Raw genomic sequence first — 16,166 nt, forward strand, 5'->3', positions numbered from 1 at the left:
AAGGCTATGCCATAACCTGGGTTTGATTCACAAAAACTCCCAGGTTACCACCTTGCTACACCCAGGCTACGTTACACTAAAACTAAATGGCAATGGTACTCGTTTAAAACCAAAACTTCTACTGCTGTGCTTGTAACCAATACGTATTTGTGGATGTTGGTAAAACCATTTGTAATTTTTCAGTAGCTAATTCTTCAACTCGCGCTGGTGTAGCTAGACTTGCTTGTTCTAAGAGTAATTGCCCCCATTGCAGCTGTAAATAGTGTGTTAACTGTTCTTGTTGTTCTACTTTACTTAAAGTCACTCGGTAAGAATTGGTACTGTATACAACAGCCAAAGCACTCACTAACACAGCAACTAATAATATAATCAGCATGTATAATGATTTTGACATATGCATATCAGCTAGTTGACCATTAAATAAGGTACCTTGATTGATTACTTTCGCTGCAGCGTTCATGCTAATTTCTCCCCTATTCTAAGTACAGCACTTCGAGATCTAACATTCTCTTTAACTTCAACTTCTTTTGGCATAATCGCCTTACCTATTCTTTTAAAATTAGTTTTTAATGCTTCATAACGAATGGGCACCTCAGGGGGGGGCTTGTCTCCTTCTTCTTTATCACGCATAAATTGTTTTACTATGCGATCCTCCAGGGAGTGAAAACTAATCACTGCCAACCTGCCTTTAGGAGCTAGAACATTTAGACATTGTTCTAGACAGCTCTTTAAATCATTTAACTCTTGATTTATATAAATTCTTATCGCTTGGAACACTCGTGTTGCTGGATGTTTGTGTTTTTCCCATTTGGGATTTGCTTCTTTTACAATTTCGGCCAATTGCAAAGTTGTGTTAATAGGAGCAACATTTCTGGCAGCAACAATTGCCTTGGCAATACGACCTGCAAAACGTTCTTCACCATATAATCTGAAAACTGAAGCCATTTCCTCTGCTTCGGCTTCATTAACAAATCGTGCTGCACTCATTGGTTGAGATAAATCCATACGCATATCCAATGGTCCTTGCTGCATAAAACTAAAACCTCTTTCTGGATTATCCAATTGTGGTGAAGACACCCCTAAATCCAGCAAAATACCATCTACTTTTCCCAACACCCCAGCCTCGCTAGCAAACGCTTCAATTTTTGCAAAGGAACCTTGAAATATATGAAAACGCTTATCTTGGCCAAAATGTTCGGAGGCATATGCAATTGCTTCTAAATCTTTATCTATGGCATATAAACGACCTTGTTCGTTTAAATGACGCAAAATTTCTCGACTATGACCTCCACGGCCAAAAGTACCGTCAAAATAGATGCCTCCGCTTTTAATTGCCAAGCCATCTATGGATTCATGAAGTAATACAGATTGATGCATTGCCATTTTTGTTTCCATTACAAAGAAAACGTTTTCATTTCATCGGGTAATCCACTAGTACCGGAACTTTCCTCAGCCAACCATTGTTCACGTCGGGCTTCCCAGATATCCTTATTCCATACTTCAAATTTATTTCCTTGACCTATCATCACTACATCTTTTTCCAACTGTGCATAATTTCTTAAAACTGTGGGCAAAAGTACCCGTCCATTCGCATCTAATTCGACATCTGTCGCATGTCCAATCAATAACCGTTGTATTCTTCGGGCTGCAGCATTAAAACTGGGCAGTTTCTGCAAATTATCTTCAATTATCTGCCATTGAGCCGCGGTATAGAGCAATAAACATGTTTCTTCCGTATCGATAGTCACCACTAAAGGGATTTTTTCTTCAGCACCCAGCGCAGATCGATAACGCGTTGGGATTGCTAAGCGCCCTTTAGTATCAATAGTGATGGCATTTATTCCACGAAACATTGTTTTTTTTATGTGAAAGTTTTTCTCCTTCCACAATTCTCCACTTTTTTATTATTTTACCCCACTTTTCTACACTATAGAAACACATTTCTCCATGCGTCAAGATAAAAAGTCACTTTTTAACTAATTTATTTATGGATTAGGCAACGAATGATTAAAATTTGATTTGTATAGATAAATTATAAACATCTATTGAATTTAAAACGTCATGACTGTCTTCCTGGTATTATTTAATTACGCAGAAAATTAGGAAGGATTTCTTAAAAAAGAAACCACAAACATGCGATTTAACTTAGAAGCGGTTCTAAATGAGTTTAGGTTAAAGCCGTATTGTTATAAGTTCGTAGGATAAGTTTTTTGATCTCGAATCTCAGAACTTTACAAAAGCGAAACCAAGAAAGTTTGATAATAGAATCATAATAAATTTATTAATTCATCAAGGCTGCTAATCTTATCCCTTGCAGGACCAAGTCAGGAACTAAATGATCATACAAACCTTGTTTTTCAAATAAAGAAGCAAAACCACCTGTTGCTAATACCAATGCTTTTTCTGCTCCAAAAGCCTCCTGATTTAGGCGTTGGATCAATTCGCGGCAAGCGCCAATTGCACCATAATAAACACCAGATTGAATACTTTCTATAGTCGAACGTCCCACTGAATTTTCAGTTTTAATGATTTCTACAGCGGGTAATTTAGCTGTATTTTTTGATAAAGCATCAACTGAAAGTCTCACCCCAGGCAGAATCGCACCGCCCATATAAGCTTTTTGAGCACTAATAACACAAAAAGTAGTGGCAGTGCCAAAATCAATAACAATCACATTTTGGTTTGGATGGCTATGCGTTGCGGCAATTGCATTGGCAATTCGGTCGGCTCCCACTTCTATAGGATTACGATATTTGATATTAAGGCCCGTTTTAACCCCCGCCTGCAATAAAAAAGGATCTATAGAAAAATATTTAACACACGCTGAACGCAATGAATAATCAATTTGAGGAACTACAGAACAAATGCCAATTTGTTTAATTGCCTCCGGAGAACAATTATTTTCTCTTAAAACACTTTTCAAAAAGATGCCTAATTCATCAGAGGTACTTACTGTAGAAGTATGACGAAAACGAAGCTTTATCTCTTCTCCAGCAAAAACACCACCGTAGATATGAGAATTTCCAACATCAATACAAAGAATCATAAGGGCATGCATCCAGGTTCAAAAAACACGATAGTAAATTGCGATTCTCTTATTATCAAGTTATTAGTCAGCAAAAATGAATGAATTTATAACAAAAGAATTGAAAAATATAAATGAAAAAGCCCTGCTTAACGCAGGGCAGTAGTGGAGATTATCCCGTTGATTAGTAGGGCTTAACAATCACTGTTGTACCAATATCAGCAAAATCTTGGTTTAACCATTTTGCAGCACTGGGTAAAACACGGATGCAACCATGGCTTGCGTTGTAGTTAGGTACTTCGTACGCTGCATGAATTGAATATCCTCCATGGAAATGCATACAGTATGGCATTCTTGCCCCGCCATTTGTTTCTAATGGGTAAATACTGGAAGTACAGTCTTCACCTTTTTTAGAATAAACACTGAATGTCCCAGTCACAGTACGACAGGGTTTACCTGCATCCTCGCAGAAATCCTTACCCCCAGAAGCACTTCCGGTATTTACCCTGTTACCTTCTTTGTCATAAGCTGCCCATGCTGTGGCTTTAGGGTCAAATACAATGACTTTTTTTCCTGTAGCTGGTCTTTTCATAGGAAAGTAATTTGAGCCCTTATGGTCTGATTTCATACTCATCGTATAATGAGTGTAACCAGCATCGTCAACTACAGGGACTGACCTATCCATGGAAACACAGGATGTTGCTAAAGCACACACTGGTACCAACACTAGATATTTTTTCACTTTATTTCTCCCTCTTTTTTTCTTATTTATCGGGAGATTTAAAAATAGGTTTAGTGTTTTTTATAAATATTTTTTACACAGTGTTTTTTTTATGAGCTTAAAGATTGTTAAATGACTATTTTTTTGATTGCTTTGGTAATATAAATCGAATAGCTTTCATTAACTGTTTGTCAGTACATTCAAAGCATCCACCTCGTGCAGGCATTGCGTTGAACCCCTCATCCGTATGCTTAAAGAGGACGCTCATCCCTTGTTTTAAACGCAGTTTCCAATCTGCTTCTTCGCCAATTCTTGGTGCACCTAGAGGAATTAATGGTTTACTAGCATGACAATTTGCACAAAAATGATGATAGATTTGTTCCCCTTCATTTTTGGTACCATTAATCGATTGCAAAAACTCTTGTGGATGATGAGTATTTGCATAAGCAGGGAGTTGGAATATTAGTAAAATCATTACGTAAATATTGAAACGAATCATTATGTAGTATTCTCCAAAAATTTGGCACAATATTTGCAACGTACCGCAAGTTACTCAGAGAGGGATTATTTGTGAACAAGTGCATACTAAGTGTTTTACTATTTTTTGCAAGCACTGGATTAAATGCTGATGCAATACAGTCACCTGATATACTGACGAATAAAATAGAACAACATATACGGAATGAACTTTCATCATATAAAGAAGGAAGAATTCGAGTCACAGCAGATAAAATTGATTCCCGTTTAAATCTCAAAGCATGTGCCGAAGATCAATTGGTTGTCTTTAACCCCTATCAAACTCCCATCTTAAGCACAAATACTATGGGTATTAAATGTCAAGAAAATGATAATCACTGGTCCTTATATGTTCCCGTTAAAATAACTGTATTAAAAAAAATCTATGTCGCAAAACGTGCCCTAATAAAAGGGAATCGACTTACAATAGATGACATTTATCAAACAGAAATGGATGTGCAACGATTGAACAAAGGCTATTTCACTGAAAAGGATTTATTAGTAGGACAAATCTGCAAGCAAAATATTTCACCGAATAGCCCACTGAATCCTCATAATGTTGAGGCAGCAAAATTGATTAATAAAGGAGAACGTGTTTCTATTGTAGTCAATGATAATAATTTAATGATAAGTATGGATGGTGTTGCTATGGAAGATGGTTCATTAGGTGAAACCATTAAAGTGCGTAATCTTTCTTCCAAAAAAATTATTGAAGCTCAAATTACAGATGCAAAAAAAGTGAATGTTATTATCTAAAAAAATCAACAACTAAGTAAAATTTACTAAAGATTTTAAAAAAACGGCCGATACATTTAGAAGTCAAACTTGCTTGAGGATAAATTATGTTTAATCAAATCAGTGATGCAGCTCCTGTGAAAACTCTAGAGGCAGACAATCGATTAAAAACAAAACATCAAGAACAAATTAAAAGTTTGATTGAAGACCCTTCTTCATTTGTTAGTATAAGTGACACCTCCAAACAATTAGATGCAATAAAAAACTCTCTTAAGGAAGTATCTGAAATCAATGCTGCTCGAGTTTTATATTTTAAAACCGAAATCGCTCTTGGAAATTATCAGATCGATAGTGACAAAATTGCCATGAACATGTTAAATGTAGAACCTGCTTAAATTCTAAGGGCTATTATGGATAATAAGAAAAAAGTATTGAGTAGCTGTTTGGCACAAGAAATAAACTGGATAGAAATGCTCAATTCTTTGTTAGTTGATGAAAAAGAAATATTAGTATCTCGAGAGTTTAACCGCCTTGAGGAGTTTGCAAATAAAAAACAAGAATTATCCAACAAGCTAGAAGAAAGTGCCAAACAACGGATGCAGCTTCTTAATCACACCAATCCCAATCAAACGATGAATCAGGCTTTGACTGAGTTTCTTCATGATTGCAGTACTGAAGAGGTAAATGAGATCAATCAGTTAAATACCACCCTAGCCGAACTTCTTACACGTTGTCGCGAATTAAATGCAGTAAATGGACAAGTCATAGCGAACAATCTTTATGTCCGTCAAGAAATTGTCAATACACTGTCAGGAAATCAAACAAACGCGATTAGTGTCTATACTTCCCAAGGTAACATCGAGTCAACAAAAGAAAATTCGCATCATCAAGAAGCTTAGAATAATACAATTCATTTTCCTTCTGGGTGAGAGCAAAAGCTGAACCCAGAAAAACCTCCAACAAACCTCGTTCCCAGAAACAACCTACATAAATAGAATTATTTTTACACAATAAAATCAAAAATATGTATAATAGGATAAAGTTTTTAATTTGTATTAATATGAAATTGTTTTCAAAAAAATATGATTCTTCCGTAGTAATGGAATTTTTCTCGGATCACGAAACCCAAGATAAAGCAATAAAGGAGAACTATAAAAACTTATTAGGAGAGCTTTTTAAAGAAGAAAATCAATTATTCTACTCTTCTCGACTTGAAAGTTATCCTGATCTGAGTCAACTCACCTCTCAATCCCGTTTATGCTTAATTGGTCATAGTGCCCAAGGAGAACAAGAATTTTCAGGTTGTGATGTAGAGATGCTGGTAGAACGTTTAGTGGAAGATTGTTCTTTAAGCGCCGTCAAACGAATTACGTTCCTCGCATGCCATCTTGGAGGAGCGAGAAAATTTATTGAAGAACTCCAATTAAAATTAGCTGAGGAAGGAATTTATACCGAGATAGCTGCTTATAAAGCCGATTTGATTGTGGATAGTTCGGGACATCGTTGGGTTGATTTAGGTGAACATGATGGACTGGTTAAAGCGAACAAACAAAAACTTGTGATGGGTTGGGAACAAGGACTTCAAGGCACGCCACCGAAACAGGTCGTTTTGGTCGATACTCAAGAAATTAACCCTTATTACGTCGATAAATTGTCTGAAGCGAATGATGAGGATGATGAAATGATTCTTACTTCCATAGATGATTTAGAATCTAAGCCGAGTAAGAAAAGAAATTTAAAAATGTTTGAGGGGGCAACTACGGTAACGCCCGCCTTAGAAAAAACTTTAGACTTCTCATATAAAAAGGGCTTTTAAAATTTTAAGTTAAATAAGAAAAAAAATAGCTTCTTGGATTTCCTCCATCCAGGGGACAATAGCTAAAGATTCGCCATCCCGCACGTGGTGCGGGATCTCCACAGTAAATAAAGAACTTATCGCATACGAAGTGCTCCATCCAAACGAATCACTTCACCATTTATCATCCCATTTTCAATGATATGCGCAACCAATGAAGCAAATTCATCCGGTTTCCCAAACCGTTTGGGAAAAGTCATAGTCGCAATCAAATTGTCTTGTACTTCTTGCGGCATATTCAACAGCATAGGAGTAGCAATTAATCCAGGGGCAATAGTATTTACCCGTATAGCAAACTGAGCTAATTCACGTGCAGCTGGAAGTGTCATTGCAACAACTCCACCCTTTGAGGCACTGTATGCGGCTTGGCCAATTTGTCCTTCAAATGCGGCAATGGAAGCCGTGTTAATAATGACTCCTCGCTCCTGTGAACTACTCTCCAGTTCCAAACTGCTCATGGCATGAGCTGCAATCCTCATCACATTGAACGTACCAATTAAATTTACATCGATAACTTGTTTAAAAGCTGCTAAAGGCATAGCTCCATCTTTTCCCACAATACGCTTTGCTGGAGCAATGCCTGCACAATTAACGCAAACTCTTGGGACTCCCAATTGTTCCACCGTTTGTTGCATTGACTTCTCGACAGATTCATCACTGGTCACGTCACAACTGATGAATAAATCAGCTTCGCTGTGGTCGTCTACTTGTTTATCCCATGCCACAACTCGCATTCCTCGCTTTCGCAGGTATTGAACGCTTGCTTTCCCCATGCCCGAAGCACCACCGGTTATCAATGCGATTTGATTCGTAAAATTCACTATTATTCTCCATAATTTATAGTCTGGGTGCAGCGAAGCGGAACCCGGGATTTGTTAACCCTCACTTTGCTGCACCCAGACAAAAATGAACAAGGTTTTGGCACATTAGATGCAAACTCTCCTAAAAAAACTCCTTACTCAATTGTTTGAATTCAGGAGTCCCTGCCTTTCTTAACCACTCAAAAAATACCATTTCGGAAGTAACCAAATGAACGCCTTCATTTTTCATTCGTTTCAGTCCATATTTCATATTTTGTTCACCACGACAACTTACTGCATCAACCACAACAAAAACCTCAAATCCAGCCGCTTTCATTTCTAAGGCAGTCTGTAAAACACAAACATGAGTTTCAATGCCAATGAGGATTAATTGCTTTTTATGATGCTTTTTTAATTGCTCTTGGTATTTAGGTTCACCCATACAAGAAAAACTTACTTTATCAATACATTGTTGGGGATCAAAATAAGATTGAAATTGCTGCAGAGTTGAACCAAGACCTTGCGGATATTGCTCACTTACCAAAATAGGTACGCCGATTTTTCTAGCTAATTTTAATAGCCATTCACAGCGCGAAATAAATGCTTCACTATTTAGAACCGCTGGTGTTAATTTTTCCTGTACATCAACCAGTAATAAAAGTGAGTCCTCTTTATTAAGTAACATCCTTATTCTCCATCAATTTTTAAGACCTATAAAAGCATACAGCCTGGATTTAAAACTGCAATCCAGGCTGTGCATACTAACAGATTAAATCGAGAAAAAATCTAGATTCCTGCGATATCGATTGTTTTCATTTTTACATCCATTTGCTTACTTCCTCGCTGAATGGATACGGTTATTTGCTCGCCTACTTTTATTTCGGTCAACATGTTGTAGAGAGCATCGTAGTTTGGAACAGCATGTCCATTGAGTGCAACAATTATATCACCTAACTCGATACGTCCCCAAGGATCTCTATGAGTACCGCGCAAATGAACTTTAGCGGCAGGTGTATCGCGTAAAACATCAGCAATAAGTATCCCTTTACGTATACCTAATTGACGAGCAATATTGGGCGGTACACTTTGAATACCTATACCAGACAATACAACTCGACCATTTTTAATAATTTGCGTCACAATGCGGTCAATATCATCAGCAGGGACAGCAAAACCGATTCCGGCAGATGAGCCTGAATGAGAATAAATCATCGTATTCATACCAATTAACTGCCCGGCGCTATTCAATAAGGGACCACCTGAGTTACCTGGATTGATTGGAGTGTCTGTTTGAATCATATTGCGGATTGTAACTCCCCCAATACCAGGCACCTTTCTACCTAAAGCAGAAATTACTCCCTTAGACAAACTATGATCCAAACCAAAAGGATTACCAATCGCAATAGCCTTTTGTCCTACCATGAGTTCATGCAGATGTACTACTTCAAACGGTTTAAATGATTTAAGTAAAGCCAAGGCTTGTGGCGATTCAATTTTCAATACCGCGATGTCCTTACGTGGCTCTGAGCCAACAACCTTAGCCGGAACGGTTAAATTCCCTAAAGTAATCGCCAACTTATCGGCACCTTTGATGACATGATAATTAGTGACTATATACCCACTATTATTCCACACAATTCCAGAGCCCGCGCCATCTGGCACTTGTTTTTTCTGCAACGACCGGTTGGTAATTGTGGTCAACCTGTGAACATAAACTACCTTTGGTGCTGCTTCATGAAATACGGTGACCGTATTTTGTTCATCAGGAAGAAGTGAGTTTACACCTGCGCTATGTCCTGGCAAAGCCAGAATAGAACATAACATAAATGTCATAAACCATAAGAAACGATGTTTTGCCATCAATATATCTCCCAATTAGCTAAAAATTTTGCATTCCAGCAAAAAATGAAAGTTGAATTGTAATATAAACAATCAAAAATGTCACTAAATGAGTTAGCAGAATAATTTTCAAGCAAATGTTATTGAATGATTCTTCTCCTCTTTGTTCTCATCCTTGGGGGGACTTTCGTGCTTTTTATCTTGGCTGGTCTTGCTATCTTTAGGCACCTTATTTTCTTTTTGTTTTGCTGGCGGATTATTTATTTCCTTTTGTATTTTATCTACTTCAATACGTGCAACATGCTCTACTCGCGTTTGGATCAACGAAATTCCAGCACTAACCCCAAAATATTGCATCAGAAATTGAATTGGAATCATTATCATGTCTTTAAAAGTCATGGATGAAGCTTCGATGCTTTTCACCGCTACAATTTCAGTATTATCGATATGGCGCAAATATACTTTTTCCAATAGAGCTGAATGCTGTTGGTAGACATTATCCAGACTGTCATTCCGAGCTTTTTCTTGGTTCAAAAGATATTTTTGAAAATCAGTATGTGCATCCCATAAAAGACCTCTTCTGTCCTGTAGTTGCTTTAGTTCAGTATCATAAAATGCGATCTCACGGTCAATTTCCTCTCTTAAGCGATCACATGCAATTTTACGTTCAGACGAAATTTCCCCACTGACTATAGAACCAGATTCTTTGATAATAGCCTGGGCGTAACGCTCCACTAATTCGGTTTTTTTGTTTAAAATCTCCTCTACTTTAGTATCTATATACTTAATTGCATCTTTATTGGAACCAAGCACTTGATAATGAGAATCAAATCGCTTCTCACTTTGCATTTGAGTACGCATTTTTTCAAGCTCTTTGACTTCCTGAGATAAGGCCCTACTTTGAGCCGTATCATTTAATTGCTTGTCTCTGCTTAATAAAATTTGTCTAACGAATGCAGCCAAAACAACAACTGTTCCCAATACTGCAGCACAAATAAGCGCTATACTGACTGGCTCCATAATCAACTCCTAGTATGAGACAAATGAATCAATTGAGTATGAATTTCAATGGCAAAATACTGGCTAAACATCTGATAAGAATCAATGGTTGGCCACTGTTCAGGGACACTTGACATACGGCTCATTGCCGCCGAAAAAATGGGCGGATAATGTTCTTTAATAAACGGTTTTATGTCGGTTAAATTTGAAAAATTCTTTACTAACGCAGTAGCATTTTCTTCCAAATGCGATAATTCTACTTTTTCAATAACATCTGAGAGATCCTCTTGGCCTTCTAATGATTCTTTTATCCATTCAAGTAAAGCAGAACGAGGCTTAATGAGCAATAATTGATGACTTGTTTCTATTGAAGGCTCCATCAATACAATATGGTTGTGTAGCTCAAATTTAAAACAACAAAGAAAATCCAGAAAATTGGTTTCAATGTCGTTACGCGCTTTATCACCTAACCAACGACAAATTTCATGGCGAAACATTTTTGAGAAATGTTTTTCTATTTCATCCAAAGTCGCATCATCTGAGTTTTGTTTGGGTAACACGTAAGCCGTATTATCAATTTGTAACAATCTAAGATCGGGTAATTTTGTGTCAGATATTTGTGAAGCAAGAAATGATAAAAAAACAGCCGTGGGCTTTAATACCACTATTTCATGTTGGCTATGGTGCATAATCTCTCCTTGATTTGAACCTAAATCTCTCACCAACAGATTTACAGCACACGTTTCATTCATTGAACTGCGCGTTCACTTAAGATCTTTTTTTCTGTCTTTAAACATTTTAACTTTTGTTTTATGAAAAAGTCTTAAAAACTCACTGCTCCAATATAAAAACGCATCGCTACAATCTTTAGCAAAATGATTCAGCTTGATTGATTCATCCTGAGTACAACCGGCCCCCTATTTAAAACGATAGACTATATATCGACACTTAGCGAATCAACTTTAATTCTTTCATAATATTAATAAGGTTATGAGGGTTCAGCAAGTGTGCATGACTAGAGACAGAGTTGTTATTAGCCTGTAACCAGTTGTATTTTTGTAAGCGGACAGCTAAAAGTTACTTTAAGTATTTGGCTATATTATCCCTTTTTGTACCCGACGAAATTCCTTGCGAGGGGCTCATGAAGCATTATTGAAATGGGTATTGATAAGCGGATCTCATTGACCTAGAGCATTACTTTTTTTACAGTACGCCAATAATAAACTATCGAGAATTGGCACGTGGATAAGCAAAATTTATATGAACAATTTAGTAAACCCTTGCTGAATTGGTTTGATCTGTATGGACGAAAAAACTTGCCGTGGCAATTACCGCGTACGCCCTACAGAGTCTGGATTTCCGAGATTATGCTTCAGCAGACCCAAGTTAAAACGGTTATCCCGTATTTTGAACGTTTTATGCAACGATTTCCTAACATTGGGGATTTAGCTCAAGCAAATGAAGATGAAGTACTTTCTTTATGGTCAGGCCTGGGTTACTACAGCCGCGCTAGAAATCTTCATCAGACAGCCAAAAAAGTGATGCAAAACCATGACGGTGTTGTCCCTGATAATTATCTTCTACTTAAGGAACTACCAGGAATTGGCCCCTCTACTGCAGCAGCCATTGCGTCGCAAGCCTTTAACCAACCAGTTGCTATTCTTGATGGAAATGTAAAACGAGTTTTGACGCGTTTTTTCATGATTAATGGCTATCCAGAACAAACTCAAATAAAAAAGACTTTATGGGAATTGGCTAATACGTGTATGCCTCAAGACCGCTGTGCTGATTATACTCAAGCGATTATGGATTTAGGTGCAATATGCTGTACTCCTAAAAATCCGAATTGCCTTAATTGTCCCTTACAGAATAATTGTCTAGCATATAAACATAAAGAACAGCACTTATATCCCACTAAAAAAATAAAGAAACCAGTCCCCATCGAATACCAACAATTACTTGTCTTACACAATGAACAAGGCCACGTTTATTTAGAAAAAAGACCACCGGTAGGATTATGGGGAGGTTTATGGTGTTTACCCTACTTAGATGAAGAAGATTGCCCACTTGATTTCATTCGTTTGAACTATGATTTATCAGGAGAAACACCCCAGAAACTGATTGTTTTTAAACACCGTTTCAGCCATTTTCATTTAGAAATCAACGCACTTAGTATCAAAACTAAAGTTTTAGGTAAGAGATTGTTTGAACCAAAAGGACAGTGGTTTACTAAAGAACAAATAAGCGCTTTAGGGCTAGCGCAGCCTACCAGCAAAATATTATCTTTTCATTACAATTTGTACATTTGAAATACCTTATGGTATGACTATGACTTTTTTAATTTTTTTATAATAAGTATCCAAAATTTCGGAGTCGCTGTTCTACACCCAGGCTACAAATATTATGTTTTTTAACGGAGTGAACCGCCACTGGTTAATATTTGAATCGCTACTTTTGCATCTGGTTGCCCTAAATTGGCAGCCGCATTGATCCAAAACCAGGCTTTTTTTCGGTCTTCAACCACTCCTTTGCCATAATAATACATATACCCTACAGCATATTGTGCATCAGGTAGACCTTTTTGAGCCAAGGGTTTTAAGCGGATAAATGCCTTGCGATACTCTTCCAGTCTGAAATTATCTATTCCCTCACGCAAATTCCGCGCACTAGTCATAGCACATCCTGCAAGAATAGAAATAAAAATTACAACGATGAATAGATTATATAAACGTCTCATTTATTTTTATTCCTCATCTAAAGGCTTTGCTATGGGTTCAAAGATTAATTCAATTTTGGGTAAACTTAAACTCTCTAAGGCACCATTGCGTTCAACTAAAATTCCAGAGGCCATGATGCGTTTTATTACTGCACCGCCCGGAATGCTATCCCCCAATTTATAAGTGTTCTCCTCTCCATCAGCAGAACGAATAATTACTTGAGAATCATTTATTTCATTAGCAAACAAAATTCCGACTAAAGTAACATTCAGCATCGATTTTTTAATTGTCGATAAATTATCAGAAACATACACACCAAATAAAGAAGAATGTAAAATTGCATCAAAAGAATTTTGTTTTGCAACTACCGGCATTTCAGTTATGGTTTCAGGTTCTGCCTGAATATGTGCCGGAGAAAATATCAATGTAGCATATTCGGCAATAATCAGTACGGAAAAAAGTGAAATTAAGGCGATAATAATCCATTGTGCGTATTTTGCTGAAAATAAAGCTTGAAGATCAAATTTCATTATCAAAACGCCCCTGCAGTATTAACTTGCCTAGACCTAGACTCCTCTTCGTGCTTTAGAGAAGTAGAACTTGCCTATATATAGAACCCCCACTAGAATATCCTACATAAACCGCTCTGAAAAGATCGCCCTCTATAAATACACCTCTTTTCAAAACTCGCTGATGAAGTGAATTACCAAGAGACGTAGAGAGAGGAACCTGAATGTACACGACAGTACCGAGGATGCGAGCTCTGCCTTCGATTTAATTCATCTTCTCAGTTGCGTTTGGAACTCGTTTAATGAAGAAGGTATTGATAAAAAATATTTACAGACCTAAGGACAGTCCAATGAAAAAGAATCACTTTGAAACTCGAGCCATTCATGCAGGGCAACAACCCTGCCCAAGTACTGGTGCCGTCATGACTCCTATATATGCAACCTCCACTTACAAACAAATTGCCCCGGGCGAACATCTTGGTTATGAATATTCTCGTACCCATAACCCTACTCGGGGGGCCTTTGAAGGATGTATTGCCAGTTTAGAGTCGGGGGAACGTGGTTTTGCATTTGCTTCTGGGATGGCTGCAATTAATACAATTGTTGATTTATTAGATGCAGGAGATCATGTTGTCGCTATGGATGATCTGTATGGAGGAACTTTTCGTTTATTTGACAAAGTTAAAACCCGCACATCTGGATTATCTTTTTCTTTTGTCGACATGTCGGATACACGCAATATAGAAGCAGCGATTACCCCAAAAACCCGCATGCTTTGGGTAGAGACCCCTTCAAACCCCATGTTAAAACTGGCGAATTTAAGGGAAATAGCGACTATAGCCAAACGCCATAATCTCATCACTGTAGCAGACAATACGTTTGCAACCCCCTGGATTCAAAGGCCTATTGAATTAGGATTTGACATTGTATTGCATTCAGCAACTAAATATCTCAATGGCCATTCAGACGTGGTCAGTGGTGTCGTAGTCGTGGGTGATAATCAAAATTTATCTGAAAAAATCGCTTTTCTCCAAAACTCCTGTGGGGGAATTGCAGGTCCATTTGATAGTTTTTTAGTTTTAAGAAGTTTAAAAACGTTGTCATTGCGTATGGAGCGGCATTGCGAAAATGCACATCATTTAGCACATTGGCTGAGTAGCCAGTCCAGAGTAAAAAAAGTAATTTATCCCGGTCTTGCAAGCCATCCCCAACATAAATTAGCTAAAGAACAAATGCATGGGTTTGGAGGCATGATTTCCATGGTAATTGATGGGGGTATAGATGCAGCAAAACGCTTTCTGGCTCGCTGTGAATTATTTACTCTAGCCGAAAGTCTAGGTGGAGTAGAAAGTTTAATTGAGCATCCAGCAATTATGACGCATGCCTCGATCCCTCCAGAACAACGTAAATCCTTAGGGATAGAAGATGGATTTATTAGACTTTCAGTGGGCATAGAACATATAGAAGATTTACAAGCTGATTTGGAATATGCGCTGGCATATTAAATTTAATGAGTACGATGGGTGCTGCCAGCGAAATCTGGGTTTTAACTCGACCTATAATTTCTCCGGTTACACTGCACCCAGGCTACAATACACTCGGAATACAAAGTAACATAGGAAAAATAAATGCAGACTTTACAAAATATAATTGAGCAAGGTTTTGAACAACGTCAAACATTATCCATTGATACAGCTCCTTCTGAACTCATTACTGCAGTAAATGAAGTGCTTTCGTGTTTGGACAGCGGCCAATTCCGAGTGGCTGAAAAAATAAATAATGAATGGATCGTTCATCAGTGGATAAAAAAAGCGGTTCTTTTATCCTTTAGACTTTATCCTAACCAAGTAATTGATTCCGGTTTTTGTCAGTTTTATGACAAAGTACCGCTTAAATACAATAACTATACTGAAGAGCAATTTAAACAAACAGGGGTACGCGTGGTACCTCATGCTTTAGTCCGCAAAGGGGCATACATTGCCAAAAACTCTGTTTTAATGCCTTCTTACGTCAATGTGGGTGCATACATTGATGAAGGAGTTATGGTAGATACTTGGGCCACAGTGGGTTCTTGTGCACAAATCGGTAAAAATGTGCATCTTTCTGGGGGAGTAGGCATTGGTGGTGTACTTGAACCTTTACAGGCTAATCCTACCATTATCGAAGATAATTGCTTTATCGGCGCCCGCTCGGAAGTGGTTGAAGGGGTTATTGTGGAACGAAACTCTGTTTTATCTATGGGCGTTTATTTAGGGCAAAGTACAAAAATATACAATCGTCTTACCGGTGAAATTACCTATGGTCGTATCCCAGAAGGATCTGTAGTTGTTGCAGGTAGTTTGCCCAGTGAAGATAAAAGCTACAGTTTATATTGTGCGGTCATTGTGAAACAGGTGGATGAAAAGACCCGAGCGAAAGTAAGCATTAATGAACTATTGAGAGCTAATTAG

Annotated in this window: 20 protein-coding genes; 7 read left to right on the plus strand and 13 right to left on the minus strand. The window is 37.7% G+C overall.

Annotation, left to right across the window (positions count from 1 at the left end; all coding sequences use genetic code 11):
- Positions 1–118: 118 nt before the first annotated feature.
- The 6 genes from ftsL to ACWTE2_RS09555 all read right to left on the minus strand — a co-directional run bounded on the left by ftsL (position 119) and on the right by ACWTE2_RS09555 (position 4,245).
- Positions 119–460, minus strand: coding sequence for a cell division protein FtsL (ftsL, locus tag ACWTE2_RS09530; protein WP_454785164.1), 342 nt, complete (start codon positions 458–460; stop codon positions 119–121).
- Positions 457–1,383, minus strand: coding sequence for a 16S rRNA (cytosine(1402)-N(4))-methyltransferase RsmH (rsmH, locus tag ACWTE2_RS09535; protein WP_182392958.1), 927 nt, complete (start codon positions 1,381–1,383; stop codon positions 457–459). The genes ftsL and rsmH overlap by 4 nt, the downstream gene beginning before the upstream one ends.
- An 11-nt stretch (positions 1,384–1,394) precedes the next feature.
- Positions 1,395–1,853: a division/cell wall cluster transcriptional repressor MraZ gene (mraZ, locus tag ACWTE2_RS09540; RefSeq protein ID WP_182392957.1), complete on the minus strand. Its 459-nt coding sequence runs from the start codon at positions 1,851–1,853 to the stop codon at positions 1,395–1,397.
- A 428-nt stretch (positions 1,854–2,281) separates the two neighbouring features.
- On the minus strand, positions 2,282–3,046 hold the full coding sequence (locus tag ACWTE2_RS09545) for a type III pantothenate kinase (RefSeq protein ID WP_182393613.1): 765 nt from the start codon (positions 3,044–3,046) through the stop codon (positions 2,282–2,284).
- Positions 3,047–3,209: 163 nt separating this feature from the next.
- Entirely contained in the window at positions 3,210–3,767 is a 558-nt protein-coding gene (locus ACWTE2_RS09550; protein ID WP_454785165.1) for a L,D-transpeptidase, read from the minus strand.
- Positions 3,768–3,882: 115 nt separating this feature from the next.
- On the minus strand, positions 3,883–4,245 hold the full coding sequence (locus ACWTE2_RS09555; protein WP_370530108.1) for a c-type cytochrome: 363 nt from the start codon (positions 4,243–4,245) through the stop codon (positions 3,883–3,885).
- A gap of 71 nt (positions 4,246–4,316) precedes the next feature.
- Here ACWTE2_RS09555 and flgA point away from each other — a divergent pair, with 71 nt between their 5' ends.
- The 4 genes from flgA to ACWTE2_RS09575 all read left to right on the plus strand — a co-directional run bounded on the left by flgA (position 4,317) and on the right by ACWTE2_RS09575 (position 6,813).
- The gene (gene flgA, locus ACWTE2_RS09560; RefSeq protein ID WP_454785166.1) at positions 4,317–5,018 is read left to right on the plus strand and encodes a flagellar basal body P-ring formation chaperone FlgA; all 702 of its coding nucleotides are present in this window, start codon (positions 4,317–4,319) and stop codon (positions 5,016–5,018) included.
- A gap of 86 nt (positions 5,019–5,104) precedes the next feature.
- Positions 5,105–5,392 carry a flagellar biosynthesis anti-sigma factor FlgM gene (flgM, locus tag ACWTE2_RS09565; protein ID WP_454785167.1) on the plus strand — a complete coding sequence of 96 codons (288 nt, stop codon included), beginning with the start codon at positions 5,105–5,107 and terminating at the stop codon, positions 5,390–5,392.
- A 15-nt stretch (positions 5,393–5,407) separates the two neighbouring features.
- Entirely contained in the window at positions 5,408–5,896 is a 489-nt protein-coding gene (locus tag ACWTE2_RS09570; protein ID WP_454785168.1) for a flagella synthesis protein FlgN, read from the plus strand.
- 161 nt (positions 5,897–6,057) lie between these two features.
- Positions 6,058–6,813, plus strand: coding sequence for a C80 family cysteine peptidase (locus ACWTE2_RS09575; protein WP_454785169.1), 756 nt, complete (start codon positions 6,058–6,060; stop codon positions 6,811–6,813).
- Between the two features lie 116 nt (positions 6,814–6,929).
- Here ACWTE2_RS09575 and ACWTE2_RS09580 read toward each other — a convergent pair whose 3' ends face one another.
- The 5 genes from ACWTE2_RS09580 to ACWTE2_RS09600 form a co-directional block, all read right to left on the minus strand.
- Positions 6,930–7,673, minus strand: coding sequence for an SDR family NAD(P)-dependent oxidoreductase (locus ACWTE2_RS09580; RefSeq protein WP_182392951.1), 744 nt, complete (start codon positions 7,671–7,673; stop codon positions 6,930–6,932).
- A 121-nt stretch (positions 7,674–7,794) separates the two neighbouring features.
- Positions 7,795–8,337, minus strand: a complete 543-nt coding sequence (locus ACWTE2_RS09585) for a hydrolase (RefSeq protein WP_182392950.1) — start codon at positions 8,335–8,337, stop codon at positions 7,795–7,797.
- Positions 8,338–8,438: 101 nt separating this feature from the next.
- The gene (locus tag ACWTE2_RS09590; protein WP_454785170.1) at positions 8,439–9,512 is read right to left on the minus strand and encodes a S1C family serine protease; all 1,074 of its coding nucleotides are present in this window, start codon (positions 9,510–9,512) and stop codon (positions 8,439–8,441) included.
- Between the two features lie 108 nt (positions 9,513–9,620).
- Positions 9,621–10,511 carry a hypothetical protein gene (locus ACWTE2_RS09595; protein WP_454785171.1) on the minus strand — a complete coding sequence of 297 codons (891 nt, stop codon included), beginning with the start codon at positions 10,509–10,511 and terminating at the stop codon, positions 9,621–9,623.
- Between the two features lie 2 nt (positions 10,512–10,513).
- Positions 10,514–11,179 (minus strand): hypothetical protein, encoded by a 666-nt coding sequence (locus tag ACWTE2_RS09600; RefSeq protein WP_454785172.1) that lies wholly within the window; start codon positions 11,177–11,179, stop codon positions 10,514–10,516.
- Between the two features lie 552 nt (positions 11,180–11,731).
- Between ACWTE2_RS09600 and mutY the strand changes: the two genes are divergently transcribed.
- Positions 11,732–12,799: an A/G-specific adenine glycosylase gene (mutY, locus tag ACWTE2_RS09605; protein ID WP_454785173.1), complete on the plus strand. Its 1,068-nt coding sequence runs from the start codon at positions 11,732–11,734 to the stop codon at positions 12,797–12,799.
- Positions 12,800–12,900: 101 nt separating this feature from the next.
- Here the strand turns inward: mutY and ACWTE2_RS09610 are convergent, their stop codons facing one another.
- Both ACWTE2_RS09610 and ACWTE2_RS09615 read right to left on the minus strand, forming a co-directional pair.
- On the minus strand, positions 12,901–13,227 hold the full coding sequence (locus tag ACWTE2_RS09610) for a tetratricopeptide repeat protein (protein WP_182392945.1): 327 nt from the start codon (positions 13,225–13,227) through the stop codon (positions 12,901–12,903).
- A 6-nt stretch (positions 13,228–13,233) separates the two neighbouring features.
- The gene (locus ACWTE2_RS09615) at positions 13,234–13,737 is read right to left on the minus strand and encodes a type II secretion system protein N (protein WP_454785174.1); all 504 of its coding nucleotides are present in this window, start codon (positions 13,735–13,737) and stop codon (positions 13,234–13,236) included.
- A gap of 329 nt (positions 13,738–14,066) precedes the next feature.
- On the opposite strand from ACWTE2_RS09615, the gene ACWTE2_RS09620 reads away from it, so the two are divergent.
- Positions 14,067–15,221, plus strand: coding sequence for a trans-sulfuration enzyme family protein (locus tag ACWTE2_RS09620; protein WP_454785175.1), 1,155 nt, complete (start codon positions 14,067–14,069; stop codon positions 15,219–15,221).
- Positions 15,222–15,344: 123 nt separating this feature from the next.
- On the plus strand, positions 15,345–16,166 hold the full coding sequence (dapD, locus tag ACWTE2_RS09625; RefSeq protein WP_454785176.1) for a 2,3,4,5-tetrahydropyridine-2,6-dicarboxylate N-succinyltransferase: 822 nt from the start codon (positions 15,345–15,347) through the stop codon (positions 16,164–16,166).

The sequence above is a fragment of the Legionella nigrisilvae genome, assembly GCF_977063395.2.

What these genes read in the sequence shown, in the direction of transcription:
- ftsL (WP_454785164.1), bottom strand. Translation starts at nt 460, where the DNA reads ATGAACGCTGCAGCGAAAGTAATCAATCAAGGTACCTTATTTAATGGT.
- rsmH (WP_182392958.1), bottom strand. Translation starts at nt 1,383, where the DNA reads ATGGCAATGCATCAATCTGTATTACTTCATGAATCCATAGATGGCTTG.
- mraZ (WP_182392957.1), bottom strand. Translation starts at nt 1,853, where the DNA reads ATGTTTCGTGGAATAAATGCCATCACTATTGATACTAAAGGGCGCTTA.
- ACWTE2_RS09545 (WP_182393613.1), bottom strand. Translation starts at nt 3,046, where the DNA reads ATGATTCTTTGTATTGATGTTGGAAATTCTCATATCTACGGTGGTGTT.
- ACWTE2_RS09555 (WP_370530108.1), bottom strand. Translation starts at nt 4,245, where the DNA reads ATGATTCGTTTCAATATTTACGTAATGATTTTACTAATATTCCAACTC.
- flgM (WP_454785167.1), top strand. Translation starts at nt 5,105, where the DNA reads ATGTTTAATCAAATCAGTGATGCAGCTCCTGTGAAAACTCTAGAGGCA.
- ACWTE2_RS09570 (WP_454785168.1), top strand. Translation starts at nt 5,408, where the DNA reads ATGGATAATAAGAAAAAAGTATTGAGTAGCTGTTTGGCACAAGAAATA.
- ACWTE2_RS09575 (WP_454785169.1), top strand. Translation starts at nt 6,058, where the DNA reads ATGAAATTGTTTTCAAAAAAATATGATTCTTCCGTAGTAATGGAATTT.
- ACWTE2_RS09585 (WP_182392950.1), bottom strand. Translation starts at nt 8,337, where the DNA reads ATGTTACTTAATAAAGAGGACTCACTTTTATTACTGGTTGATGTACAG.
- ACWTE2_RS09590 (WP_454785170.1), bottom strand. Translation starts at nt 9,512, where the DNA reads ATGGCAAAACATCGTTTCTTATGGTTTATGACATTTATGTTATGTTCT.
- ACWTE2_RS09595 (WP_454785171.1), bottom strand. Translation starts at nt 10,511, where the DNA reads ATGGAGCCAGTCAGTATAGCGCTTATTTGTGCTGCAGTATTGGGAACA.
- ACWTE2_RS09600 (WP_454785172.1), bottom strand. Translation starts at nt 11,179, where the DNA reads ATGCACCATAGCCAACATGAAATAGTGGTATTAAAGCCCACGGCTGTT.
- ACWTE2_RS09610 (WP_182392945.1), bottom strand. Translation starts at nt 13,227, where the DNA reads ATGAGACGTTTATATAATCTATTCATCGTTGTAATTTTTATTTCTATT.
- ACWTE2_RS09615 (WP_454785174.1), bottom strand. Translation starts at nt 13,737, where the DNA reads ATGAAATTTGATCTTCAAGCTTTATTTTCAGCAAAATACGCACAATGG.
- ACWTE2_RS09620 (WP_454785175.1), top strand. Translation starts at nt 14,067, where the DNA reads ATGAAAAAGAATCACTTTGAAACTCGAGCCATTCATGCAGGGCAACAA.
- dapD (WP_454785176.1), top strand. Translation starts at nt 15,345, where the DNA reads ATGCAGACTTTACAAAATATAATTGAGCAAGGTTTTGAACAACGTCAA.